This is a genomic window from Enterobacter cloacae complex sp. ECL414 (genome assembly GCF_021869685.1).
Classification (GTDB): Bacteria; Pseudomonadota; Gammaproteobacteria; order Enterobacterales; family Enterobacteriaceae; genus Enterobacter; species Enterobacter kobei.
This window is the reverse complement of sequence record NZ_CP091481.1, coordinates 1,724,589-1,749,446: the sequence shown is the minus strand read 5'-3', so window position 1 is coordinate 1,749,446 and position 24,858 is coordinate 1,724,589. Positions and strand designations below refer to the sequence as shown.

The window sequence follows — 24,858 nt, the reverse complement described above, 5'->3', positions numbered from 1 at the left end:
AAGTACCGCATAAAAACAGGCTTCTCATGCAGAAGCCAGCGCTTTTTTCCAGCTAACCAATCATTAACAATCCATTCATTTTCTGGGTTGCAAACCAGGTCACATTTAACACGGTTGCACAAAGTTGCAACATGGTGGATATTTCATGCCATCTACAAAACGCGATTACAGAACAACAGGAGTTTTGGCATGGGGATGACCACCATGGGGGTTAAGCTGGATGACGCTACCCGCGAACGGATTAAAACCGCAGCGACCCGCATTGACCGCACACCGCACTGGTTAATCAAGCAGGCGATTTTTAACTATCTGGAAAGACTGGAGAGCGACGAAGGCCTGCCAGAACTGCCTGCCCTGCTGGCGGGTGCCGCCAATGAAAGCGAGGATGCACCCGCCGCTGGTGACGAAAGCCACCAGCCGTTCCTCGAATTCGCCGAGCAGATCCTGCCGCAGTCCGTCAGCCGTGCCGCCATTACCGGCGCTTACCGTCGTGCCGAAACCGACGCCGTGCCGATGCTGCTGGAGCAGGCCCGCCTGCCGGAAGCCATTGCCGCTCAGGCGCACAGCCTGGCGTATCAGCTGGCCGACAAGCTGCGCAACCAAAAAACCGCCACCGGCCGCGCCGGGATGGTGCAGGGTCTGCTGCAGGAGTTTTCCCTCTCTTCACAGGAAGGCGTGGCGCTGATGTGTCTGGCGGAAGCGCTGCTGCGTATTCCGGATAAAGCCACCCGCGACGCGTTGATCCGCGACAAGATCAGCAACGGCAACTGGCATTCGCACATTGGCCGCAGCCCGTCCCTGTTCGTTAACGCCGCCACCTGGGGCCTGCTGTTTACCGGCAAACTGGTATCAACCCATAACGAAGCCAACCTGTCACGCTCTTTGAACCGCATCATCGGTAAGAGCGGCGAGCCGCTGATCCGCAAAGGCGTGGACATGGCGATGCGCCTGATGGGCGAGCAGTTCGTGACCGGCGAAACCATTGCCGAAGCGCTGGCGAACGCCCGCAAGCTGGAAGACAAAGGTTTCCGCTACTCGTATGACATGCTCGGTGAAGCGGCCCTGACTGCCGCCGACGCGCAGGCCTACATGGTCTCTTATCAGCAGGCGATCCACGCCATCGGTAAAGCCTCTAACGGCCGCGGTATTTATGAAGGTCCGGGTATCTCTATCAAACTGTCCGCCCTGCACCCGCGCTACAGCCGCGCGCAGTACGACCGCGTGATGGAGGAGCTTTACCCGCGCCTGAAATCCCTGACCCTGCTGGCGCGCCAGTATGACATCGGCATCAATATCGACGCCGAAGAGGCCGACCGTCTGGAGATCTCCCTCGATCTGCTGGAAAAACTGTGCTTCGAGCCAGAGCTGGCGGGCTGGAACGGCATTGGCTTCGTTATCCAGGCGTACCAGAAACGCTGCCCGTTCGTCATTGATTATCTGATTGACCTGGCAAGCCGCAGCCGTCGCCGCCTGATGATCCGCCTGGTGAAAGGCGCCTACTGGGACAGCGAAATCAAACGCGCCCAGATGGAAGGTCTGGAAGGCTATCCGGTCTATACCCGTAAGGTCTACACCGACGTCTCTTACCTCGCCTGTGCGAAAAAACTGCTCGGCGTGCCGAACCTGATCTACCCGCAGTTTGCTACTCATAACGCCCACACCCTGGCGGCAATCTACAGCCTGGCGGGTCAAAACTATTATCCTGGCCAGTACGAGTTCCAGTGCCTGCACGGCATGGGTGAACCGCTGTACGAGCAGGTGACCGGTAAGGTAGCGGATGGCAAGCTGAACCGCCCATGCCGCATTTATGCGCCGGTAGGTACGCACGAAACGCTGCTGGCGTACCTGGTGCGTCGTCTGCTGGAAAACGGCGCGAATACCTCCTTCGTAAACCGCATCGCCGACACCACGCTGCCGCTCGACGAGCTGGTGGCCGATCCGGTGCAGGCCGTTGAGAAGATGGCGGCCCAGGAAGGTCAGATTGGTCTGCCGCATCCGAAGATTGCCCTGCCGCGCGAGCTGTATGGCGCAGGCCGCGTCAACTCTGCGGGTCTGGACCTGGCGAACGAACATCGTCTGGCGTCCCTCTCCTCTGCCCTGCTCAACAGCGCGCTGCAGAAATGGCAGGCGAAACCGATCCTTGAGCAGTCCGTCGAGGACGGTGAGATGCAGCCGGTTATCAACCCGGCAGAGCCAAAAGATATCGTCGGCTATGTACGCGAAGCCACCGAAGCGGAAGTGGATCAGGCGCTGGACAGTGCGGTCAACAACGCGCCAATCTGGTTTGCCACCCCGCCGCAGGAGCGTGCCGCCATTCTGGAGCGTGCTGCCGTGCTGATGGAAGATCAGATGCAGTCGCTTATCGGCATTCTGGTGCGTGAAGCGGGTAAAACCTTCAGCAACGCTATCGCCGAAGTGCGTGAGGCCGTGGACTTCCTGCACTACTACGCGGGTCAGGTGCGCGATGATTTCGATAACGAAACCCACCGTCCGCTCGGACCGGTCGTGTGTATCAGCCCGTGGAACTTCCCGCTGGCTATTTTTACCGGTCAGATTGCCGCCGCCCTTGCCGCAGGTAACAGCGTGCTGGCCAAACCGGCAGAGCAGACCCCGCTGATTGCCGCGCAGGGCATCAACATTCTTCTGGAAGCCGGCGTACCTGCGGGCGTGGTCCAGCTGCTGCCAGGCCGCGGCGAAACGGTCGGCGCTAAACTGACCTCCGATAACCGCGTACGCGGCGTGATGTTTACCGGCTCGACCGAAGTTGCCTCTCTGCTACAGCGCAACATTGCTACCCGTCTGGATGCGCAGGGTCGTCCTACCCCGCTCATCGCGGAAACCGGCGGCATGAACGCCATGATCGTTGACTCCTCTGCCCTCACCGAACAGGTGGTGGTCGACGTGCTGGCCTCCGCGTTCGACAGCGCCGGTCAACGCTGCTCCGCCCTGCGCGTACTGTGCCTGCAGGATGACGTGGCCGACCACACGCTGAAGATGCTGCGCGGCGCGATGGCCGAATGCCGTATGGGCAACCCGGGGCGTCTCACCACCGACATCGGCCCGGTGATTGACGCGGAAGCTAAAGCCAATATCGAAAACCACATCCAGACCATGCGCGCCAAAGGCCGTCCGGTGTTCCAGGCGGTGCGTGAGAACAGCGAAGATGCCCGCGAGTGGCAGACCGGCACCTTCGTGCCGCCAACGCTGATTGAGCTGGCAAGCTTCGACGAGCTGAAAAAAGAGGTCTTCGGTCCGGTGCTGCACGTGGTGCGTTACAACCGTAACAACCTTAATGAACTGATCGATCAGATCAACGCCTCCGGCTATGGCCTGACGCTAGGCGTACACACCCGTATCGACGAAACCATCGCGCAGGTGACCGGCAGTGCCAAAGTGGGCAACCTGTACGTTAACCGCAACATGGTCGGCGCGGTCGTGGGCGTACAGCCGTTCGGCGGTGAAGGTTTGTCCGGCACCGGTCCGAAAGCGGGCGGTCCGCTTTACCTGTACCGTCTGCTGGCGAACCGTCCAGAGAACGCGCTGGGCGTGACGCTGGCACGTCAGGACGCAGACTATCCGGTCGACGCGCAGCTGAAAACCGTGCTGACGCAGCCGCTTGAAGCGCTGATCGCCTGGGCGGAAAAACGACCTGAACTGCGTGCCATTGCGCAGCAGTACGGCGAGCTGGCGCAGGCTGGCACGCAGCGTCTGCTTCCGGGTCCAACCGGCGAGCGCAACACCTGGACGCTGATGCCGCGCGAGCACGTACTCTGCGTAGCGGATAACGAGCAGGATGCGCTGGTACAGCTGGCTGCCGCGATGGCAACCGGATGTGAAGTGCTGTGGCCGGAAGATGCGCTGCATCGCGACCTGGCAAAACAGCTGCCAAAAGCCGTTTCAGCCCGCATTCGCTTTGCGAAGGCCGATGCGCTGCTGACGCAGCCGTTTGACGCCGTGATTTATCACGGTGATTCCGACCAGCTGCGCGAACTGTGCGAACAGGTGGCGGCCCGCAGCGGGGCGATTGTTTCGGTACAGGGCTTTGCGCGCGGGGAAACCAACCTGCTGCTGGAGCGTCTGTACGTGGAGCGTTCACTCAGCGTCAACACCGCGGCGGCGGGCGGTAACGCCAGCCTGATGACCATCGGTTAATCGTGTAAACTCTCCCCGGTGGCGCTACGCTTACCGGGGCTACTAAGAATCGTAGGCCGGATATGCATAGCGCATCCGGCTTTTTTTTACACGGAGGGGATGATGAAAAGAGTATTTCTCGCAGGTGCCGCACTGCTGTTGAGCACCAGCGCGCTGGCCAACGAGTGCGACAACGCCACCACCCAGCTTGAACTGAACACCTGTAGCGCGCAGCAGTACCAGGCGGCGGATAAGAAGCTCAACGCGACGTATCAGGCCGCTATCAAACGTGCGGCAGCCCCCCAGCGTGACCTGCTAAAAAAAGCGCAGCAGGCGTGGATTACCCTGCGGGATGCAGATTGCACGTTTATCGGTTCGGGTACGGAAGGTGGAAGCATTCAGCCAATGATTGTCAATCAGTGTCTGGCAGAGAAAACCGCGGAGCGAGAAGCGTTTCTGGCCTCGCTGATGCAATGTGAAGAGGGCGATTTAAGCTGCCCTCTCCCGCCGGGAAACTAACGCACGCGGATCCCTTCGATAATCATCCGCTGTACGTTTTCCAGGGTGCTGTGGAAAAACGCTTCATCCTGGAGCGTTTTCCCGGTCACCGCCTCGACCTGGGCCGCAAAGTCAGCGTAATGCTGGGTGGCGGCCCAAATCATAAAGATCAAATGTTGCGGATCGACCGGCGCCAGCTTGCCGCTGGCGACCCAGCCGGCAATAATCGCCGACTTATCGTCCACCAGCTGCTTTAAATCCCCCGTCAGCTCAGCCTGCAACAGCGGCGCGCCCTGCAGCATCTCAAGACAAAACAGGCGCGACGCCTGCGGGTAATCGCGTGACACCTCCAGCTTCAGGCGGATGTACTCTTTGATCGCCACCAGCGGGGCCAGCTCTGCGCGGAACGCTTTCAGGGGCGCCAGCCAGATATCGAGGATCTGCTGCATCACCGCCACATAGAGCGCCTCTTTCGACGGGTAGTAGTAGAGCAGATTGGTTTTGGAAACCCCGGACTGCTCCGCTACCTGCTCCAGCCGCGTGCCGTGAATGCCAAACTGTGAAAACGTCTCCAGCGCCGCGCTGAGAATAGCCTGCTTCTTGGCGCTGACTGCCTGTGACCGTTTACCTGGTGTTTTCACTGCGCCTTGTGTCATTCCCGCTCTCCTTATTCTGCGTTGCCCTCAGCATAGCAAAACCCCCGTCTCGCCACGACATTCTGCACTCCCATCGCGCATGAATGCCTGTTTTCTGTGCAATGTTTTTGACCAGTTAGTCCACTTTTGACCACATCAATACGCCAACCTTCGATTAACACATTAATAACAAAGTCATTTTCAAAACTGGCACTCCCTTTGCAAAAACGCCAGTACCTGCAACGTAGTGAAGAGAGGTTCGTGATGAAAATTGGCGTATTTGTACCTATCGGCAACAACGGCTGGCTTATCTCGACCACTGCCCCGCAATACATGCCGACCTTTGAGCTGAATAAAGCCATCGTGCAAAAAGCGGAGCACTACCATTTCGACTTTGCACTTTCGATGATCAAGCTGCGCGGCTTTGGCGGCAAAACAGAATTCTGGGATCACAACCTGGAGTCCTTCACCCTGATGGCAGGACTGGCCGCTGTCACCTCGCGGATTCAGATCTACGCTACCGCCGCCACGCTCACCCTGCCCCCGGCGATCGTCGCGCGCATGGCCTCCACCATCGACTCGATCTCCGGAGGACGCTTTGGCGTGAACCTGGTGACCGGCTGGCAAAAGCCGGAGTACGAGCAGATGGGGCTCTGGCCGGGTGACGATTACTTCTCGCGTCGCTACGACTACCTGACCGAATACGTGCAGGTCCTGCGCGATCTCTGGGGCACCGGCAAAAGCGATTTCAAAGGTGACTTCTTCACCATGAACGACTGCCGCGTCAGCCCGCAACCGTCGGTGCCGATGAAGGTGATCTGCGCCGGGCAGAGCGACGCGGGGATGGAATTCTCCGCCAAATACGCCGACTTTAACTTCTGCTTCGGGAAAGGCGTTAACACCCCTGCCGCTTTCGCCCCCACCGCGGCGCGCATGAAAGAGGCTGCCGACAAAACCGGGCGCGACGTGGGCTCCTACGTGCTGTTTATGGTGATTGCCGACGAAACCGACGAGGCCGCACGCGCGAAATGGGAATGTTACAAAGACGGTGCCGACGAGGAGGCCCTGAGCTGGCTTACCGAGCAGAGCCAGAAAGATACCCGTTCCGGCGCAGACACCAACGTCCGCCAGATGGCTGACCCCACCTCCGCCGTCAATATCAATATGGGCACGCTGGTTGGATCCTATGCCAGCGTTGCCAGAATGCTCGACGAAGTCGCCGCCGTACCCGGCGCAGAGGGCGTTCTGCTGACCTTCGATGATTTCCTCACCGGTGTGGAAACCTTCGGCGAGCGCATCCAGCCGCTGATGCAATGCCGCGCCCACATTCCTGCCGTCACGAAGGAGGTTGCGTAATGACGACCTTAAACGCTCGCCCGGAAGCCATTACCTTTGCGCCGCAGCAGAGCGCGCTGATCGTGGTGGACATGCAAAACGCCTACGCCAGTAAAGGGGGTTATCTGGATCTGGCGGGGTTCGACGTCTCCGCCACGCAGCCGGTCATTGCGAACATCAACACCGCCGTCAGCGCCGCACGGGAAGCCGGCATGCTCATCGTCTGGTTCCAGAACGGCTGGGACGACCAGTACGTGGAGGCCGGTGGCCCCGGCTCGCCCAACTTCCACAAGTCCAACGCCCTGAAAACGATGCGCAAAAACCCTGAACTGCAGGGCAAGCTGCTGGCAAAAGGCGGCTGGGATTATCAGCTGGTGGACGAGCTGGTCCCGCAGGCAGGTGATATTGTCTTGCCCAAACCGCGCTACAGCGGCTTTTTCAACACCCCGCTCGACAGCCTGCTGCGCAGCCGGGGCATTCGTCACCTGGTCTTTACCGGCATCGCCACCAACGTTTGTGTGGAGTCGACCCTGCGCGACGGCTTTTTCCTTGAGTATTTTGGCGTGGTGCTGGAAGACGCGACCCATCAGGCCGGGCCGGAATTCGCGCAGAAAGCGGCCCTGTTCAATATCGAAACCTTTTTTGGCTGGGTGAGTAACGTCGCAGCGTTCTGCGATGCCCTGAATCCGCCGCTCGCCCGTATCGCCTGAGGAGAACGACGATGCCGAAATCCGTGATTATTCCGCCGGGCACCAGCACACCGATTGCCCCGTTTGTCCCCGGAACGCTCGCCGACGGCGTGGTGTATGTCTCTGGTACGCTGCCGTTTGATAAAGACAACAACGTGGTGTTTATCAACGACCCAAAGGCACAAACCCGCCACGTGCTGGAGACGATCAAAAGCGTGATCGAAACGGCGGGTGGCACGATGGAGGATGTGACCTTCAACAGCATCTTTATCACCGACTGGAAAAACTACGCCGCGATTAACGAGATCTACGCCGAGTTCTTCCCCGGCGATAAGCCGGCCCGGTTCTGTATACAGTGCGGGCTGGTGAAGCCGGACGCGCTGGTTGAAATTGCCACCGTTGCGCACATTGCGAAGTGAGGCGGCCATGAAACTCTCCGTCTCACCGCCCCCGTATGAGGGGGCACCCGTGGTAGTCCTCATTGCCGGTCTCGGCGGCAGCGGCAGCTACTGGCTGCCCCAGCTGGCCGCGCTGGAGCCGGAGTATCAGGTGGTGTGCTATGACCAGCGGGGGACGGGTAATAACCGCGACACACTGCCGGAAGGCTATAGCCTGGCGCAAATGGCGGACGAACTGGCCATAGCGCTGGCCGAAGCCGGAATCACCCGCTACTGCGTGGTCGGTCATGCGCTGGGCGCGCTGATCGGGCTACAGCTGGCCCTCGACAGACCTGATGCGCTCACCGCGCTGGTGTGCGTCAACGGCTGGCTAACCCTCAACGCCCATACCCGACGCTGTTTTCAGATCCGCGAGCGTTTGCTGCATTCCGGCGGCGCGCAGGCGTGGGTAGAGGCGCAGCCGCTGTTTCTCTACCCGGCAGACTGGATGGCTGCTCGTGCGCCCCGCCTGGAGGCCGAAGAAGCGCTGGCGCTGGCCCATTTCCAGGGCAAAAGCAACCTGCTGCACAGGCTCAGCGCCCTGAAGAAAGCGGATTTCAGCCGCCACGCCGCGCGTATTCATTGTCCGGTACACCTCATCTGTTCCGCCGACGACATGCTGGTACCCTCAGTCTGCTCGACTGAGCTACAGGCGGCTCTCCCACGCAGCCACAGCGTGGTCATGCGCCAGGGCGGGCATGCCTGCAACGTCACCGAACCGAACGCCTTTAACACCCTGCTGCTGAACGGGCTTGCCAGCCTGCTGCACAGTCCTGAACCCGCTTTATAAGGAGCTTTAATGAGCGAAGCCATTAATCCTGCGGCGCGCGAAACGCTATTCACCGGCGCCCGTACCCACAACGGCTGGCAGAATCTGCCCGTCAGCGACGAGACGCTGCGCGAAATCTACGACCTGATGAAATGGGGCCCAACCTCCGCCAACTGCTCCCCGGCGCGAATCGTGTTTGTGCGCAGCGCAGAGGGAAAAGAGAAGCTGCGCCTGGCGCTCTCCAGCGGCAATCTGGAAAAAACGCTCACCGCGCCGGTCACGGCGATTGTTGCCTGGGACAGCGAGTTTTATGAGCGCCTGCCGGAACTGTTCCCGCACGGCGATGCCAGAAGCTGGTTTACCACCAGCCCGGCGCTCGCCGAAGAGACGGCATTTCGCAACAGCTCAATGCAGGCTGCTTACCTGATTTTCGCCTGTCGCGCCCTCGGGCTGGACACCGGCCCGATGTCAGGCTTTGACCGACAAAAGGTCGACGAGGCCTTTTTCACCGGCACGCTGCTTAAAAGCAATCTGCTGATCAACATTGGCTATGGTGATACGAACAAACTTTACGGACGCCTGCCGCGTCTGGCGTTCGAAGATGCCTGCGGGCTGGCGTAAGGAGCAATCATGACGACACCGGATAAACAAACCTTTCGCGACGCCATGGCCTGCGTCGGCGCGGCAGTCAACATCATCACCACCGACGGCCCGGCGGGAATGGCGGGATTCACTGCCAGCGCGGTGTGCAGCGTCACGGATTCGCCTCCCACCCTGCTGGTATGCCTGAACCGCGGCGCGTCCGTCTGGCCGACGTTTAGCGAAAACCGCACGCTGTGCGTGAACACCCTGAGCGCCGGACAAGAGCCGCTATCCAACCTGTTTGGCGGCAAAACGCCAATGGAGACGCGCTTTGCCGCCGCCCGCTGGCAAACGGGCGATACGGGGTGTCCGCGTCTGGAGGATGCGCTGGCCTCGTTTGACTGCCGCATCAGCCAGGTGGTGAGCGTCGGTACCCACGACATTCTGTTTTGCGACATTGTTTCGATTGTTCGCAACCCCGCGCCGCAAGGGCTGGTGTGGTTTGACCGCGGCTACCACGCGCTTATGCGACCCGCCTGCTAAGGCGCTTTAAGGAGACAGACCATGTTCGGATTTCCCCACTGGCAGTTGAAATCGACCTCCACAGAAGCAGGCGTGGTCGCGCCGGATGAACGACTCCCGCTCGGACAAACGATGGTGATGGGCGTCCAGCATGCAGTCGCGATGTTTGGTGCGACCGTACTCATGCCGATGCTAATGGGGCTTGATCCCAACCTGTCGATTCTGATGTCGGGTATCGGCACCCTGCTGTTCTTTTTTGTCACCGGTGGGCGCGTGCCCAGCTATCTGGGCTCCAGCGCCGCGTTTGTCGGGGTGGTTATCGCCACAACCGGATTTAACGGCCAGGGGATCAACCCTAACCTGAGCGTGGCGCTCGGCGGCATCATCGCCTGCGGCCTGGTCTATACCCTGATTGGTCTGGTGGTGATGAAGATCGGCACGCGCTGGATCGAACGCATGATGCCTCCCGTGGTGACCGGTGCCGTCGTCATGGCGATTGGCCTGAACCTGGCGCCGATCGCGGTGAAAAGCGTCTCCGGCTCGCCGTTTGAAAGCTGGATGGCGGTGATCACCGTGCTGTGTATCGGCCTGGTGGCGGTGTTTACGCGCGGGATGATCCAGCGTCTGCTGATTCTGGTCGGGCTGATTGTCGCCTGTCTGGTTTACGCTCTGCTGGCGAACGTTTTCGGTCTCGGCAAGCCGGTCGATTTTACCCTGCTCCATCAGGCTGCCTGGTTTGGCCTGCCGCAGGTCACTTCCCCCACCTTTAACACCCAGGCAATGATGCTTATCGCACCGGTGGCGGTGATCCTGGTGGCGGAGAACTTAGGTCACCTGAAGGCGGTCGCGGGAATGACCGGCCGCAGTATGGACCCGTACATGGGCCGGGCATTTGTCGGTGACGGTCTGGCAACCATGATCTCAGGCTCCGTGGGCGGCAGCGGCGTCACCACCTATGCCGAAAATATCGGCGTGATGGCGGTGACCAAAGTCTACTCGACGCTGGTCTTCGTCGCGGCAGCGACGATGGCGATACTGCTTGGTTTCTCTCCGAAGTTCGGCGCGCTGATCCACACCATTCCGTCGCCGGTCATCGGCGGGGCATCGATTGTGGTATTTGGGCTGATCGCCGTGGCTGGCGCGCGAATCTGGGTGCAGCATCGGGTCGATCTGAGCCAGAACAGCAACCTGATTATGGTGGCGGTCACGCTGGTGCTGGGCGCGGGCGATTTCGCGCTAACGCTGGGCGGATTTACGATTGGTGGGATCGGCACGGCGACGTTCGGGGCAATTCTGCTTAACGCCCTGCTGAGCCGCCGGAAAGGGGATGAAGCGCAGGCTGAAGCCATCACCCCCTCAACCTGAAATGAGTGCTGCTTTCTTGCCGGGTGACGCTACGCTTACCCGGCCTACAATGAGCATGTAGGCCCGCGCAAGCGTAGCGCCGCCGGGCAAAACGGGCAGCGTGCACGTTGTTAGCTATCTGCCCCTTGTTCAGCCCCCCGCCCCGGCAATCGCCTTGCGTCGTTTTTTTAGCTTTAACTCGCTCACCAGCACCCCGGCGACAATAAATGCCGCACCGACCAGGGCCAGCAGCGGCAAACGCTCTCCGGCGAGGCGACCAAAAATCCCCGCCCATACCGGTTCGCCGGTGTAGATCACCGTTGCCCGCGTCGGGGAGACGCTGCGCTGCGCCCAGTTCATCGTGACCTGAATAATGGCGCTGAAGATGCCCAGCCCCAACGCGACCACGATCAGACCGGTAGACATCGGCGGCACGGACTCTCCGGCCGGTACCATCGTCGCAAACGCCACCAGCGAGGCCGTGGCGAGCTGGACCACCGTCACGCGCTTGACGTCCACCTTGCCCGCCCAGGCGCTAATCAGAATAATTTCCGCCGCAATGGCAATCGCCCCGACGAGGGTAATGATCTCGCCCGGTCCCAGTGCCAGCAGGTTATTTTCCGGCCCGGCCAGCAAAATCAGGCCGATAAATGCCAGCACGATACCGATGCAGGACATCATCCCCGGCAGCCGTCCCAGGCAAAGCCACTGCAGGAGCGGTACCAGCGGTACATACATGGCGGTGATAAATGCCGATTTGCTGCTGGAGATAGTCTGTAATCCCCATGTCTGCAGGCTGTAGCCCATTGCAATCGCCACCCCGATCGCCACCCCGGCCTTCAGCTCTTTAAGGGTTAATCCGCGCAGGGATTTTAGCGATACGAGCGCCACGGCTATCGCCGCCGTCGCAAAGCGCAGACCAACAAAAAAGAACGGATCGCTCAGCGTTACCGCGTACTGGACGGCCAGAAACGTCCCGCCCCAGAACATGGTGATGAGAATAAGGATGGCTTCCTGCGGTTTTACGGAGAATTTAAAGCGTGAGACAGACATGCGACACCAGCAAATGAGAACAATTCTGTAGTGTGCGTCGCCTTTGGTTACAGTTCAATGTTGCAGAAATAAAAAAACCGCCGGGAACGCCCGGCGGCAGGGTTCAGCCTGGCGCGTTACTTATTGCTGCCGTGGCTGTTTTTACCCCCTTTCTTGCCAGCCTCTGATGCGCGCTGAGGGTCATTTTTGAAGTTGCCCCCGCTATGCTGGCCACCTTTACGACCTGCTTCTGATGCTCTTTCACGGTCTTCAGCGAAATTACCTGAACCACCACGATGGTTTGCCATCTCTAACCTCCAGAGTGTGAAACATTAGACATCATATTGCATTCAGTAAAAGAGGATTCTTTCACCTCGCGGCATGAGGACAGTGCCTTTATCTGTGCCGCGTGAAACTAAGCTTAGTGGACTAAGGCTGTCCGGCAAGCCGCTGGTAATATCCTGCAACAGGATCTCAGTCTTTCGGGTGAGATAACGCGACGGAGATTCATAACTCTTTCTTATCATTTCAAAAAACGGAGGCGAGAAAGTTGTTTCATTTTGCTACAGCACGCTTCCCCAATCATATTGTTATAAATCAAAGAAATGGTGTTCATTTTTGCAGTCTGGCCGTGATGGCATATCTTTAAATGAACGCAGCGATCCGCTGTCAGAAAACACAAACGAGGAGTGATGCAAAATGGCAAAAGTTCTGGTGCTCTATTATTCCATGTATGGACACATTGAAACCATGGCTCACGCAGTCGCAGAAGGTGCAAACAGGGTGGACGGCGTTGAGGTTGTGGTGAAGCGCGTACCGGAAACCATGCAGGCGGAAGCCTTCGCCAAAGCCGGGGGAAAAACACAGAATGCCCCGGTCGCCACGCCTCAGGAGCTGGCAGATTACGATGCGATTATTTTCGGGACGCCAACCCGTTTCGGCAATATGTCCGGCCAGATGCGCACCTTTCTCGATCAGACGGGCGGGCTATGGGCCTCAGGCGCTTTATACGGCAAACTCGCCAGCGTCTTCAGCTCTACCGGCACCGGTGGCGGTCAGGAGCAGACGATTACCTCAACCTGGACTACCCTTGCTCATCATGGGATGGTGATTGTGCCGATTGGCTACGGCGCGCAGGAACTCTTTGATGTTTCTCAGGTACGTGGCGGTACTCCCTACGGTGCAACCACCATTGCCGGCGGCGATGGTTCCCGACAGCCGAGCGACGAAGAGCTCGCCATCGCCCGTTATCAGGGTGAGCATGTCGCGGGCCTCGCCAAAAAACTGAACGGCTAACTCAACAGGAGGACAAGCATGCCAACTCAGGAATCAAAAGCCCACCGCGTGGGTGAATGGGCAAGTTTACGCAATACCTCTCCGGAGATTGCCGAAGCCATTTTTGAAGTCGCGAAATATGACGAGAAACTGGCAGAGCAGATTTGGGAAGAAGGTAGCGACGAAGTGCTGGTTCGCGCCTTCGAAAAGACGGACAAAGACTCGCTCTTCTGGGGCGAACAGACCATCGAGCGTAAAAACGTCTGAACGTTTCCCCCCGCCTTTGCGGGGGGTTATCCTCTATTTTGCCGCGCTGTTCATCACCGCATTAAACTTATCAACCGGGCAGAAGCCGTTAGCATCCACCGGGCAGCCTTTCAGCTCCAGCGTCACACGCTGCGCGGGGGATTCCAGCGACAGCACGCTGGCGTTTCGCAGCTGCTCTGAGCTCTGGTAGACATACTCAATTTTCATCAGTTCCTGGTTAGCGTTTTTGTCATGCCAGCGCTGGAAGACTATTTTGCCGCCAATTGGCGTGCGCTCGTGCTGATCGTGGAGTTGATACGGTTTGAAATCCAGTGCGGTTAGCAGCGACGCAATGTTCGAATCATGCCCTACCAGCAGGGTGATTTTAGGCGCTTTCGCCTGATCGGTGACCAGCGCGTTATCAATATATTTCACCAGCGGTTTGGCGACGTTTTGCGCCACCTCGGTGGAGGTAAACAGCGAGTCCTGATAGCCGTTTTTGAGCTTCGACAGCACACGCCACTGCTGGTCAGTCTTGATCTCACCCCAGGCCACCTGGTCAGCCGGGAAACCTTCGTAATATTGCAGCGTGAACGCATCCACCAGCGAGTTACCCACTTTCAGCGGACCGGACACGCCTGGCTCTTTTTCATAGTCGGCACTGAACGTATCTTTCGCGTCCGCCAGCGAGCAGACTTTTTTCTCTTTGCAGGACGGCGAATCGGCGTAGTTCGTCATCTGCTCCAGCAGCTTATAGCTTTCTGAAAGCTGCATTTTCTGCCGCTCGGTCTCCATCGCCTTCAGCGCTTTTTCGCGGAACTCAGGCGAGTTATCGGTAATGACCGGATTAAAGGTGGGATCCATCGTGCCCATTTTTTCCTGATGATGCACAGGCACATCGCACCCCGGGAACGCGCCGGTAATGAAGAATTGCGCGGTCGCAACGGTACGCTGCAGGCTATTGGCATATGCATAAACGGTGTCCGCTGGCGGGCACTCTCCAGTCTTTATCATCCCCTGCTGCGCCAGCCACTCGCGCATGTAATGACCCATATAGACCTCCAGCACGCCGCCTTTGGTGGTGAGCTGACCACCCGGTACCTCCCACTCTGGCCACTGTTTCGGCGTGGACTGCTCCAGCACGCTGCCGTTGTTGGCGAGCGGTGCGCGCAGGTTATGGCGACTCATGATTAAAACTTGCTCCAGCTGATACCCTTCCGGCGTCTCTTGTGCCTGCACGCCAAACGTTGCTGAAATGGAACCGGCGACTGCCAGCGCGAGTAGTGCTTTTCTCATCCCTAATTCCTCACTCGTTTTAAAATGTCGCATTCAGTGTGACAGATTCGTGACAATTTTCCGGGAAGCATTTCTCAATCTGATGAATACCTTACTCGCCGATTCAGACGCTGATGCCAGCGACGATGCCAACATACAGCGCCGCCCACGCGCAGGCAGAAAGCAGGCTGACGGCATAGACCTTCACGGCGCTTAGCCTGAGCATCCCCGCTGCCAGCGGCACGATATAACGCAATACCGCCAGAAAGCGCGACGTAAACAGCGCAATTTCACCGTTCTTTTGCAGCTGATGCTGCACTCTCAAAAACCTGTCGGCATGCTTAGACGTGAAACGCGTGACCAGCCGGGTGTGTCCCATCAGCTGGCCAACATGGTAATTTAGCACCGACCCCACCGTTGCCCCCATTACCACGGCAAGCCATGCGAGCCCAGGATGCATGCTCCCCTGGCTGACGCCGATGCCCGCCAGCAGCATCACCGAGGCGGGTGGCAGCACGGAGGAGATCAGTACCGTCGATTTACCCAGCGCCATCACGAATAACAACGCAAACAGATGTGCCGGATAGAGCGCAAAATGAGTAAGCAGATGATCAAACCACGCCATTTACCCCATCCTCGTGATGATTTAATCTTTTATTTAAAATGAATAACCTTAAATAAACCCTCAACATCGTATTAATAAAATTCTTCTAAACCGTTCTTAAACATTATTTAAAATCCTGAGCGGTAAAATTAAATATGCGTATTATCCCTCACGTTTTACAACGATCTCGTTATGGCGAGGCTCCTGTACAAATACACGTTATCGCTCTGGTGGGTTCGAGAGAACCAACACAGGGTAAAACAGGCACTGTCGAATCAAGGCTTTGTCAGTATAACTTCCCTTGCGGGATACGGTGTACAGTGCTGAACCCAGGACGTGGGGATCTCCTCTTCGACATGCCCTGTCTTGCTCGCCCCTGAGAGATATTTTTATTCAAAGGGAATTCACTATGTCTTACGCTATTCACAATCAAAACCCGGCATTCAATGACAGCGCCATCGCGCAATATATGAATACCGATTTTATCGTCCTTGATATTGCATTATGCGTGGCGCTGGCGCGCGAGCAATTCTTCGCAAAATTAAAAGCCGACGATATTCCATCGCATATTTTTATTGAAGACAATGGCCGCCTGGCGGGCATGATTGCGGTGCGTAAATTGCTGCAAACCGCCGATACGCTACAGCCGGTGAAATCGCTGATGATCTCGCAGTTTTTACAGGTCAAACCGGAGGATGAACGTGCCAATGTTGCCGGCCAGCTGGCGCACGGCGGCGCGGACGTGGTGCCGGTGGTCACCCACGGCAAGCTCGTCGGCTGCCTGACCGAGCGCGAAATCGCCCATCTGCTGGAAGATGACGTCACCGAAGACGCTCAGCTTCAGGGGGCGACGCTGCCGCTGGAGAAGCCCTATCTGGAAACCAGCGCCTTCAGCTTGTGGAAGAAACGCTCCGTCTGGCTCCTGCTGCTGTTTGTCGCGGAAGCCTACACCAGTTCGGTGATCCAGCACTTTGAAGAGGCGCTGGAGTCTGCCATTGCGCTGGCGTTCTTTATTCCGCTGCTGATCGGCACGGGCGGCAACAGCGGAACGCAGATCACCTCCACGCTGGTGCGCGCCATGGCGCTGGGAGAGGTGCATCTTCGCGACGTCGGGCGCGTGCTGCGAAAAGAGATGACCACTTCGCTGATGATTGCCGTGACGCTCGGGATTGCCGGGTGTATCCGCGCGTGGATGATGGGGATTGGGCTGGAAATCACGCTTATCGTCAGCCTGACGCTGGTGTGCATAACGCTGTGGAGCGCGATTGTATCGTCCGTGATTCCGATGGTGCTCAAACGCTGCGGCATTGACCCGGCGGTCGTCTCCGCGCCGTTTATCGCGACGCTTATCGACGGTACCGGGCTGATTATCTACTTCAAGATCGCGCAATATACGCTGGGGCTGGAGTAACACGGTCCGCCAGCTGGATCACCGCTCGCGAAAACGCCTCAATCGCCAGCGCGACATCCTCAGCCATCACCGACTCTGCCGGGTGGTGGCTGACGCCCCCCTTGCAGCGCACAAACAGCATCCCTACCGGCCAGCGTTCCGCGATGGCAATCGCATCATGGCCCGCGCCGCTGGGCAGCGACAGTGAACGCCCCTGCACCGATTCGACGGCCTCCCCTAACACGTTTTGCAGGTGGATATCGCACGGCGTGGCGGCGATGCGGTAAAACTCCTCGGCGCTGAACTGCAGTCCGCGTCGCGACGCGATTGCCTGCGCATTTTCCAGCAATTCGGCCAGCAACCGATCCAGCGGCGCATCCTGCGGACCGCGGATATCCAGCGAGAGATGCACCTCACCGGGGATCACGTTTACCGCACCGGGCAGGCAGCGCAGCTCCCCGACCGTCGCCACCCGATTACCGCCCTGCTGCCGGGTGGTATTTTCGATGAGAACCATCCATTCGGCAGCGGCGGCCAGCGCGTCCTTACGATGGTTCATCGGCACGGTTCCCGCGTGCCCGGCTTCGCCGGTGAAACGGCAATTCAGGCGACGCGCGCCGTTGATGGCTTCCACCACGCCGAGCGCGAGACCGTCCTGCTCAAGGCACGGCCCCTGTTCAATGTGCAGCTCCAGGTAGGCGCTGAAATCCTCGGGACGGCGTGCGGCATGCGACACGCGGCCGGGATCGAGCCCCACCTGCACCATTGCCTGCGCCACGCTGATGCCGCTGGCGTCGGTTTTTTCCAGCCAGTCCTGCGGCCAGGTGCCCGTCAGCCCCCGGCTGCCTAACAGCGTAATGCCGAAACGGGTGCCCTCTTCATCGCAAAAACCGACAATCTCAATGGCCTGCGCCAGGTGCAGGCCCTGCTGGTGCAGGCTGTCCACCACTTCAATCGCGGTGAGCACCCCGAGCATACCGTCGTAGCGCCCCGCATTGCGCACGGTATCCAGATGCGAACCGAGCAGCACCGCCTGCGCCCCTTCCTGAGCACCTTCATAGCGTCCACAGATATTGCCCACGCTGTCCTGCCAGACGGTCATCCCCGCCTGGCTCATCCACTGTCCAACCAGCTGGTTGGCCTGCAGATGCTGCGCCGAGAGGTAGACCCGGGTCAGCGCATCCGGCGTTTCGCTGATGGCGGCCAGCGCATCGGCGCGCGCCATCACCCGTTCTGCCGCCGGGCTCATTGCGGCGTCTCGCGGCGATAGTGGTCCCACGCGGCCTGCATGGCGGCCCCCTGCGTGGTGGTGAATTTCAGGTAGTTCAGCACCGACTCCAGCGCGCTCAGGGTGGTCATCACGCAATCCTTACGTGCGTTATAACCCATGGTGCCAATGCGCCACACTTTACCGTGCAGCGGGCCAAACGAGGTGCCGATTTCAATCCCGAAATCCTCCAGCATCAGCTTACGCACCTCGTCGCCGTTGACGCCCTGTGGAATCACCACGCCCAGCACGTTATTCATCTTGTGCTTCAGGTCGCCAAAGGTCTCCAGCCCCATCGCCTGAATGCCCTTCAGGAGCGCATCGCCGTGCAGCTTGTGGCGGGCAATGCCGTTATCAAGCCCTTCCTGCAGGATCAGCCGCGCGCATTCGCGGGCGCCAAACAGCGCGGTGGTGGCTTCGGTATGGTGATTCAGCCGTTCCGGCCCCCAGTAGTCCATCACCATGCCAAGATCGAAGTAGTTGGAGTAGATCATCTCCTCGTCGCCGTCGCGGTGGGCGTCGGTGCGAATGCCCGCCTCAACGCACTTGCGGCGGCGGATCGCCTCCTCCATCCGCATACTCAGGGTGACTGGCGAAGTACCCGATGGCCCACCGAGACACTTCTGCATCCCGGCCGAAACGGCATCCAGCCCCCAGGCGTCGGTCTCCAGCGCGTTGCCGCCGAGGGACGCGGTGGCGTCGGTGTAAAACAGCACGTCGTAGCGGCGGCAGATAGCGCCAAGCTCCGCGAGTGGCTGCAGCATGGTGGTGGAGGTGTCGCCCTGTACGGTGAGCAGCAGGCGAGGACGAATACGCTTAATCGCATCCTCCACCTGGTCCGGGGTGAACACCTCGCCCCACGGCACCTCGATGGTATGTACCTCCGCCCGACAGCGGCGGGCAATTTCGCACAGCAGGTGACCAAAGCGGCCAAAGACCGGAACCAGCACTTTATCCCCCGGGCGAATGGCGGAAACCAGTATCGCTTCAATTCCCGCCCGGGAGGTACCGTCGACCAGCATCGTCCAGCGATTTTCAGTGCGGAATACGCCGCGATAGAGCGCCATCACCTCGTTCATGTAGTGGGTCATGGCCGGATCGTACTGGCCAATCAGCTGGCTCGACATAGCGCGCAGCACGCGCGGGTCGGCGTTGATCGGCCCCGGCCCCATCAGCAGACGCTGCGGCGGGTTAATTTGCGGAAAATGTACAATATCCATGAGTCAGTCCTTATCAGTTGAGGCCGCGCACGGAGGAGATGAACTGCTTCAGTTCCGTGGTCTGTGGGTTGGCGAACAGCGTTTTGCTGTCGCCCTGCTCCCAGACTTTCCCCTGGTGCATAAACACCACGCGGTCGCCCACTTCGCGGGCAAAATTCATTTCGTGCGTCACGAGAATCAGGGTCATCCCCTCGGCGGCCAGCTGCTCCAGTACCTTGAGCACTTCGCCCACCAGCTCCGGGTCAAGCGCGGAGGTGATCTCGTCACAGAGTAAAACTTTAGGCGACATCGCCAGCGCGCGGGCAATCGCCACGCGCTGCTGCTGGCCGCCGGAGAGGCTCGACGGGTAGTAATCCAGACGATCGCCTAAACCCACTTTCTCCAGCATGCGCTGCGCCAGCTCCCGGCATTCGGCAGCACTTTTCTTCAGCACCCGACGCGGGGCGAGCATGACGTTTTCCAGCGCCGTCATGTGCGGGAACAGGTTGAAGCTCTGGAACACCATCCCCACCGAGCGGCTGATTTCACGCGCCTGGGAATCCCGGTCGGTAATGGTCATGCCGCCCAGCTTAATGCTGCCGTCCTGATAGCCCTCCAGGCCGTTGATACAGCGCAGCAGCGTGCTTTTTCCCGATCCGCTGCGCCCGATAATAGAGATCACCTGGCCCATGTCGATATCCAGATCGACGCCCTTGAGCACGTGGTTATTACCGTAGTACTTCTGCACCTGATTAATGGTGATGAGAGGCATTGAATTTCGTCTCCAGATAGCGGCTGTAGCGCGACAGCGGATAACACAGAATGAAGTAGCCCAGCGCCACCAGCGCAAAGACTTTGAACGGCTGATAGGTCACGTTGGTCAGCATGGTCCCGGCCTTGGTCAGCTCGATAAAGCCGATAATCGACGCCAGCGCGGTGCCTTTGATTACCTGCACCGCAAAGCCCACCGTCGGGGCGATGCCGATGCGCAGCGCCTGCGGAGCGACCACGCGAAACAGGGTCTGGCCGAAGGTCAGGCCCAGGCAGCGCGAGGCTTCCCACTGCCCCTTCGGCAGGGCGCGAATGCTGCCGTACCAGATATCGAGCAGAAATGCGCTGGTGTAAAAGGTTAACGCCAGCGAGGCGGCGGTCCACGGCGAGACGTCAATGCCGAACAGCGCCACGCCGAAGAAGGCCAGGAACAGCTGCATCAGCAGCGGGGTGCCCTGAAACAGCTCGATATAGCCGCGGATAATGCGCTTCACCGTGCGCCCGCCCGTCAGGCGCAGCAGCAGGAGCGGCAGCGTTACCACCGCCCCGCCGACAAACGCCACCAGCGACAGCAGCACCGTCCAGCGTCCGGCCAGCAGCAGGTTGCGAACAATGTCCCAGTCGGTAAAGGTGGTCATCATGCCTGCACCCCCAGCCATTTCCGTCCAGCCGCCATCATCAGCTGGCGCAGGGTAATCGACAGCGCTAAGTAAATACCGGTTGTCACCAGATAGACCTCAAAGCTCAAAAACGTTCTGGACTGGATCAGGTTGGCGGCAAAGGTCAGCTCTTCATACGAGACCTGCGACACCACCGACGAGCCGAGCATCACGATGATGCACTGGCTCACCAGTGCCGGATAAATACGTTGCAGCGCGGGCGGCAGCACCACGCGAATAAAGGTCTGCAGGCGGGTCAGCCCCAGCACGCGTCCGGCCTCCCACTGCCCTCTCGGCGTTACCTGAATGCCCGCGCGGATAATCTCAGTGCTGTAGGCGCCAAGGTTAACCACCATCGCCAGCAGCGCCGCTTCCCCCGCCGTCATCTTCAGGCCCAGATTCGGCAGGCCGAAGACGATGAAAAATAGCTGCACCACAAACGGCGTGTTGCGGATAATCTCCACGTAACCGCCCCAGATCCGGCTGTACCACGTTGGGCGTCCGCTGCGGATCGCCGCCCCGAAAATCCCTATCGCCAGCCCGCCGACGGTCGCCATCACCGTCAGCTGGATGGTGACCCACAATCCCGCCAGCAGCGCCGGCCAGTGCGGCCACAGTTCAGAGAAATGAAGTTGCTCAGTCATCGGCTCAGGCGCCAAGGTTTGCCGGCAGCGGGGCCTTCAGCCATTGCTCAGACAGACCGTTCAGCGTGCCGTCCTTAATGCCCTGCTCAATCAGCGCATCCACTTTTGCCTTCAGAGCCGGTTCGTTTTTCTTCAGGCCGATAAAGCACGGTGAATCTTTCAGCATAAAGCTCGGCACCGGGGCCTTATCGGCATTCTGGCGGGAAATCGCCGCCACCACGAGGTTGCCAGTCGCCACGTACTGCACCTGTCCGGAAAGGTATGCAGAGAGCGTGGTGTTATTGTCTTCGTAACGTTTCACGTTGGCATCTTTCGGCGCCAGGCTGGTGAGTACCATGTCCTCCACCGCCCCGCGCGTCACGCCGATAGTTTTTCCGCTCAGCCCGGCGGCATCTTTCAGCTCGGCCCCTTTCGGGCCAAACACGCCAAGGAAGAACGGCGCGTAGGCGCGGCTAAAATCAATCACCTTCTCGCGCTCCGGGTTTTTCCCGAGGCTGGAGATGACCAGATCCACCTTATCGGTTTGCAGATACGGCACACGGTTGGCGCTGGTCACCGGCACGAGCTGCAGCTTGAGCTTCATCTGTTTCGCCAGATAGCGTGCCATGTCAATGTCGTAGCCCTGCGGCTGCAGGTCGGTCCCCACCGAGCCAAACGGCGGGAAGTCCTGCGGCACGGCAATGCGGAGGGTGCCGCGCTTCTCGATATCCTGAAGCTGGTCAGCCTTTGCAGGCAGTTGTGTGAAGAGGCATGCGGCCCCGGCCAGTGCAATCAACAGTTTTTTCATGGTGCTTCCCCGTAACGTTAACATGAAACAAAAGATTCTTTGAATGTGATTTTGCAACTAATGTGCCAGGTGAGGCGAAACGGGGGATATTCTTATAAAGCCTGATAAAACGCGGACGGAGCGAAAAATTGAGGATGTTCACGCCCCGCCACGTTGCACCATTTCAATGCAAAGCACCAGTCTGACGCCCCATTATCGTTGTTCGAGTTCGTCCAGTTGCTGATAAAGGGAAGCAATCTCGTGAATGCGCGGACGGCCTTTATCGAGACTGTCATGCAGGAAGGCATTCGCCAGCAGGTTGATCAGGCTGTTGACAGAGGAATAGCTGTCATAGGCCGAGACGCTGTCCAGCGGGGCGCAGAGCTGCCAGCTCGCCAGCGGAAACAGGCTGTGCGCCTGCGGCTCGCACATCAGCAGCACCGGAATACCGCTACTCTGAAGCTGCTGCATCAGCGGGCGGATAATGCGCGGACGGCGGCGAAAGGCCATCATCACCACCAGATCGTCAGGGGTTAAATCCACCAGTTCTTCGCTCAGGCTCTGGCCTGGCTGAGGGAGCACCAGCACCTGACCCCGCGCCTGCAGCAGCTGCTGGCGCAGGTGGAGCGCCGCGGGATAGGCGTTACGCATGCCAATAATGACAATGCGCCGCGCCTTCACCATGCAGGCCATGGCGTCGGCAAACTGCTGAGCATCGAGAGCATTGACCCACTGGGTCAGGTTCGCCATCTCCTGCTTATAATGGCGCGCCAGTAGCGTGTTGCCCTGCACCGCGTCGCGGTTATCGGTAAGCGGCATCCCGCTCTGACGCAGGGTGCGCAGCTCGTCACGCATCTCTTTATACTTCTCATAGCCCAGACGCTTGAACAGACGGCTCACCGTGGCTTTCGATACCCCGCTCAGCTGCGCCAGCTCGGCACTGTTATAGCTAATAAGGTCGTCAAAATGATCGAAAATAAAATCCGCCACCCGCTGCTCCTGCGGCGACAGTGACGGGTATTGCGCTTTCAGTCGTTCATCAAGCTGTTCCATAACGCCTCTGTAACGTTTGTTTCATCTCATACTCACTATTCATTAAGCATGCCACCTTCTGCGGCAACTGGCATGAAACTTTTTATTCAGAACTGGAACAGCTTTTGCAGCACCTTGTGACTTTCAGGGTTATGAGGACGCTTCATGCAAAGTAATGTCTCCACACACGGGATGGCTGTTGCCCCCCACCACCTTGCCAGCCAGAGTGCGCTGGCCGTCCTGCGCGAAGGCGGCAGCGCGATAGAAGCCATGGTCGCGGCGGCGGCCACCATTGCCGTAGTTTACCCGCACATGAACGGGCTGGGTGGCGATGGCTTCTGGCTTATCGTGCCGCCGGAAGGGGATCCGATCGCCATTGATGCCAGCGGTGCGGCGGGATCGCGCGCGACGCTCGCGGCCTACGACGGGCTCCCGCATATCCCCCATCGCGGCCCTCAGGCGGCGTTGACCGTTGCCGGCACGGTGAGCGGCTGGGACGAGGCGCTGAAGGTCTCGCGCGAGATGACGGGCAAGGCGCTGCCGCTGTCCCGCCTGCTGGCCGACGCCATTGAGTACGCGCAAAACGGTACCCCGGTCACGGCGTCACAGGCGCATGCCACCGCCAGTAAATTTGACGAGCTAAAGGACGTTCCCGGCTTTGCCGAAACCTGGCTGGTGGACGGCAAGCCACCGCCGGTCGGGAGCCGTTTTTACCAGCCCGCCATGGCCACGACCCTTTCGCGCCTGGTGGAAGACGGTCTGGACAGTTTTTATCGCGGCCCGCTGGCGGAGGTGCTGGCGCAGGGTATGGAGACGCTGGGCCTGCCGGTCACGCTGGCCGATCTACACGCCCACGTCGCCCGGCGCACCACGCCGCTGAAGTTGCAGCATCAGCAGGGAGAAATTTATAACCACGCCCCGCCGACGCAGGGGCTGGTGTCGCTGGCGATACTCGGCATCACAGACCGCCTGAATATGGCGGAGGCTGACGATGCGGGAACGATTCACCGTATTGTTGAAGCCACCAAGCTGGCCTTTGGCCTGCGCGATGCGCACATTACCGATCCGCGCGAGCTGAAAACGGATATTCAGGCACTGCTGGCACCCACCGCCCTTCAGGCGCTTGCCGACAGGGTTGACGACAGCCGTGCCGCATCGTGGGGCACCGGCAAAGGTCCCGGCGATACGGTGTGGATGGGCGTGATGGATAACAGCGGGCTTGCCGTGTCGTTTATCCAGAGTATTTATCACGAATTTGGCAGCGGCGTGGTACTGCCCGATACCGGCATCGTCTGGCAGAACCGGGGCGCATCGTTCAGTCTCGACCCCAGTCATCTTCTGGCCCTCGCGCCGGGCAAACAGCCTTTCCACACCCTGAACCCGGCGGCGGCGCGCCTCAAGGACGGGCGCGTGATGGTCTATGGCTCGATGGGCGGCGACGGACAGCCGCAAACCCAGGCCACGCTGTTTACCCGCTATGTGGTCCAGGGTGCGCCCCTGCAGGAGAGCATCGCTCGCCCGCGCTGGCTGCTGGGGCGTACCTGGGGACAAACGTCGGACACGTTAAAACTGGAAGGACGCTTTTCGGGTGAGACCGTGTCACAGCTCAGGGCGCGTGGACACGACGTGGAGATCTTCCCGGACTTCAGTGAAGCCATGGGCCACGCGGGGGCGATTGTGCGCCACCCCAACGGGCTGTTTGAAGGGGCGTTTGATCCGCGCAGCAACGGCGCGGCCGCCGGATTTTGAGGAGAGA

At 59.4% G+C, this 24,858-nt stretch carries 25 protein-coding genes and 1 riboswitch; of the genes, 13 read left to right on the top strand and 12 right to left on the bottom strand.

Going from position 1 to position 24,858, the window contains the following annotated elements; genetic code table 11:
* The first annotated feature begins 189 nt into the window (after window positions 1-189).
* Both putA and L3068_RS08135 read left to right on the top strand, forming a co-directional pair.
* Window positions 190-4,152, top strand: coding sequence for a trifunctional transcriptional regulator/proline dehydrogenase/L-glutamate gamma-semialdehyde dehydrogenase (gene putA, locus L3068_RS08140; RefSeq protein WP_014883314.1), 3,963 nt, complete (start codon window positions 190-192; stop codon window positions 4,150-4,152).
* Between the two features lie 102 nt (window positions 4,153-4,254).
* Window positions 4,255-4,650 carry a lysozyme inhibitor LprI family protein gene (locus tag L3068_RS08135; protein ID WP_014883313.1) on the top strand — a complete coding sequence of 132 codons (396 nt, stop codon included), beginning with the start codon at window positions 4,255-4,257 and terminating at the stop codon, window positions 4,648-4,650.
* Here L3068_RS08135 and rutR read toward each other — a convergent pair.
* Window positions 4,647-5,285 (bottom strand): HTH-type transcriptional regulator RutR, encoded by a 639-nt coding sequence (gene rutR / locus L3068_RS08130; RefSeq protein WP_014883312.1) that lies wholly within the window; start codon window positions 5,283-5,285, stop codon window positions 4,647-4,649. The two genes, L3068_RS08135 and rutR, sit on opposite strands and share 4 nt — an antisense overlap.
* Before the next feature lie 243 nt (window positions 5,286-5,528).
* Between rutR and rutA the strand changes: the two genes are divergently transcribed.
* Genes rutA through rutG form a run of 7 tightly spaced genes read left to right on the top strand, consistent with a single transcriptional unit; the run spans window position 5,529 to window position 10,963 of the window.
* A complete protein-coding gene (gene rutA, locus L3068_RS08125; RefSeq protein WP_014883311.1) occupies window positions 5,529-6,620 on the top strand; it encodes a pyrimidine utilization protein A in 1,092 nt (363 codons plus the stop codon).
* The gene (gene rutB, locus L3068_RS08120) at window positions 6,620-7,309 is read left to right on the top strand and encodes a pyrimidine utilization protein B (RefSeq protein WP_014883310.1); all 690 of its coding nucleotides are present in this window, start codon (window positions 6,620-6,622) and stop codon (window positions 7,307-7,309) included. Before rutA ends, rutB begins: the two co-directional genes overlap by 1 nt.
* Before the next feature lie 11 nt (window positions 7,310-7,320).
* Window positions 7,321-7,707 carry a pyrimidine utilization protein C gene (rutC, locus tag L3068_RS08115; RefSeq protein ID WP_014883309.1) on the top strand — a complete coding sequence of 129 codons (387 nt, stop codon included), beginning with the start codon at window positions 7,321-7,323 and terminating at the stop codon, window positions 7,705-7,707.
* Window positions 7,708-7,714: 7 nt separating this feature from the next.
* On the top strand, window positions 7,715-8,515 hold the full coding sequence (gene rutD / locus L3068_RS08110) for a pyrimidine utilization protein D (protein ID WP_117581355.1): 801 nt from the start codon (window positions 7,715-7,717) through the stop codon (window positions 8,513-8,515).
* A gap of 9 nt (window positions 8,516-8,524) precedes the next feature.
* Entirely contained in the window at window positions 8,525-9,115 is a 591-nt protein-coding gene (locus tag L3068_RS08105) for a malonic semialdehyde reductase (protein WP_071922399.1), read from the top strand.
* A 9-nt stretch (window positions 9,116-9,124) separates the two neighbouring features.
* Window positions 9,125-9,619 (top strand): NADH-dependent FMN reductase RutF, encoded by a 495-nt coding sequence (rutF, locus tag L3068_RS08100; protein ID WP_117581353.1) that lies wholly within the window; start codon window positions 9,125-9,127, stop codon window positions 9,617-9,619.
* 21 nt (window positions 9,620-9,640) lie between these two features.
* Complete coding sequence (gene rutG / locus L3068_RS08095; protein ID WP_048996912.1) at window positions 9,641-10,963, top strand: pyrimidine utilization transport protein G; 1,323 nt, start codon at window positions 9,641-9,643, stop codon at window positions 10,961-10,963.
* Window positions 10,964-11,092: 129 nt separating this feature from the next.
* Here rutG and L3068_RS08090 read toward each other — a convergent pair whose 3' ends face one another.
* Both L3068_RS08090 and L3068_RS08085 read right to left on the bottom strand, forming a co-directional pair.
* Window positions 11,093-11,995, bottom strand: a complete 903-nt coding sequence (locus L3068_RS08090) for a DMT family transporter (RefSeq protein WP_117581351.1) — start codon at window positions 11,993-11,995, stop codon at window positions 11,093-11,095.
* Window positions 11,996-12,111: 116 nt separating this feature from the next.
* Entirely contained in the window at window positions 12,112-12,282 is a 171-nt protein-coding gene (locus L3068_RS08085; protein ID WP_023332656.1) for a con-10 family general stress protein, read from the bottom strand.
* A gap of 391 nt (window positions 12,283-12,673) precedes the next feature.
* On the opposite strand from L3068_RS08085, the gene wrbA reads away from it, so the two are divergent.
* Both wrbA and L3068_RS08075 read left to right on the top strand, forming a co-directional pair.
* Window positions 12,674-13,270: an NAD(P)H:quinone oxidoreductase gene (wrbA, locus tag L3068_RS08080; protein WP_014883301.1), complete on the top strand. Its 597-nt coding sequence runs from the start codon at window positions 12,674-12,676 to the stop codon at window positions 13,268-13,270.
* A gap of 18 nt (window positions 13,271-13,288) precedes the next feature.
* The gene (locus tag L3068_RS08075; protein WP_014883300.1) at window positions 13,289-13,516 is read left to right on the top strand and encodes a YccJ family protein; all 228 of its coding nucleotides are present in this window, start codon (window positions 13,289-13,291) and stop codon (window positions 13,514-13,516) included.
* 33 nt (window positions 13,517-13,549) lie between these two features.
* On the opposite strand, the gene agp is transcribed toward L3068_RS08075, so the two are convergent.
* Both agp and L3068_RS08065 read right to left on the bottom strand, forming a co-directional pair.
* Window positions 13,550-14,791: a bifunctional glucose-1-phosphatase/inositol phosphatase gene (agp, locus tag L3068_RS08070; protein WP_048996914.1), complete on the bottom strand. Its 1,242-nt coding sequence runs from the start codon at window positions 14,789-14,791 to the stop codon at window positions 13,550-13,552.
* Between the two features lie 103 nt (window positions 14,792-14,894).
* Window positions 14,895-15,395 (bottom strand): DedA family protein, encoded by a 501-nt coding sequence (locus tag L3068_RS08065; RefSeq protein WP_014883299.1) that lies wholly within the window; start codon window positions 15,393-15,395, stop codon window positions 14,895-14,897.
* Between the two features lie 158 nt (window positions 15,396-15,553).
* Window positions 15,554-15,723, top strand: a riboswitch (M-box (ykoK) riboswitch).
* A 60-nt stretch (window positions 15,724-15,783) separates the two neighbouring features.
* Between L3068_RS08065 and L3068_RS08060 the strand changes: the two genes are divergently transcribed.
* Window positions 15,784-16,785 (top strand): magnesium transporter, encoded by a 1,002-nt coding sequence (locus L3068_RS08060; protein WP_117581349.1) that lies wholly within the window; start codon window positions 15,784-15,786, stop codon window positions 16,783-16,785.
* Here L3068_RS08060 and hpxK read toward each other — a convergent pair.
* The 7 genes from hpxK to hpxU all read right to left on the bottom strand — a co-directional run bounded on the left by hpxK (window position 16,751) and on the right by hpxU (window position 23,123).
* Window positions 16,751-18,013, bottom strand: a complete 1,263-nt coding sequence (gene hpxK, locus L3068_RS08055) for an allantoate amidohydrolase (RefSeq protein WP_045134623.1) — start codon at window positions 18,011-18,013, stop codon at window positions 16,751-16,753. The two genes, L3068_RS08060 and hpxK, sit on opposite strands and share 35 nt — an antisense overlap.
* A complete protein-coding gene (locus L3068_RS08050; RefSeq protein ID WP_023338230.1) occupies window positions 18,010-19,251 on the bottom strand; it encodes a pyridoxal-phosphate-dependent aminotransferase family protein in 1,242 nt (413 codons plus the stop codon). The genes hpxK and L3068_RS08050 overlap by 4 nt, the downstream gene beginning before the upstream one ends.
* Before the next feature lie 13 nt (window positions 19,252-19,264).
* A complete protein-coding gene (locus L3068_RS08045) occupies window positions 19,265-20,002 on the bottom strand; it encodes an amino acid ABC transporter ATP-binding protein (protein WP_023292833.1) in 738 nt (245 codons plus the stop codon).
* Entirely contained in the window at window positions 19,983-20,639 is a 657-nt protein-coding gene (locus L3068_RS08040) for an amino acid ABC transporter permease (RefSeq protein WP_181969316.1), read from the bottom strand. The genes L3068_RS08045 and L3068_RS08040 overlap by 20 nt, the downstream gene beginning before the upstream one ends.
* Complete coding sequence (locus tag L3068_RS08035) at window positions 20,639-21,304, bottom strand: amino acid ABC transporter permease (protein ID WP_023332651.1); 666 nt, start codon at window positions 21,302-21,304, stop codon at window positions 20,639-20,641. Before L3068_RS08035 ends, L3068_RS08040 begins: the two co-directional genes overlap by 1 nt.
* 4 nt (window positions 21,305-21,308) lie before the next feature.
* The gene (locus L3068_RS08030; protein ID WP_014883294.1) at window positions 21,309-22,091 is read right to left on the bottom strand and encodes a transporter substrate-binding domain-containing protein; all 783 of its coding nucleotides are present in this window, start codon (window positions 22,089-22,091) and stop codon (window positions 21,309-21,311) included.
* 192 nt (window positions 22,092-22,283) lie between these two features.
* Window positions 22,284-23,123, bottom strand: coding sequence for a MurR/RpiR family transcriptional regulator HpxU (hpxU, locus tag L3068_RS08025; protein WP_014883293.1), 840 nt, complete (start codon window positions 23,121-23,123; stop codon window positions 22,284-22,286).
* A 144-nt stretch (window positions 23,124-23,267) separates the two neighbouring features.
* On the opposite strand from hpxU, the gene hpxW reads away from it, so the two are divergent.
* Window positions 23,268-24,851, top strand: a complete 1,584-nt coding sequence (gene hpxW, locus L3068_RS08020) for an oxamate amidohydrolase (protein WP_045134627.1) — start codon at window positions 23,268-23,270, stop codon at window positions 24,849-24,851.
* The last annotated feature ends 7 nt before the right edge of the window (window positions 24,852-24,858 follow it).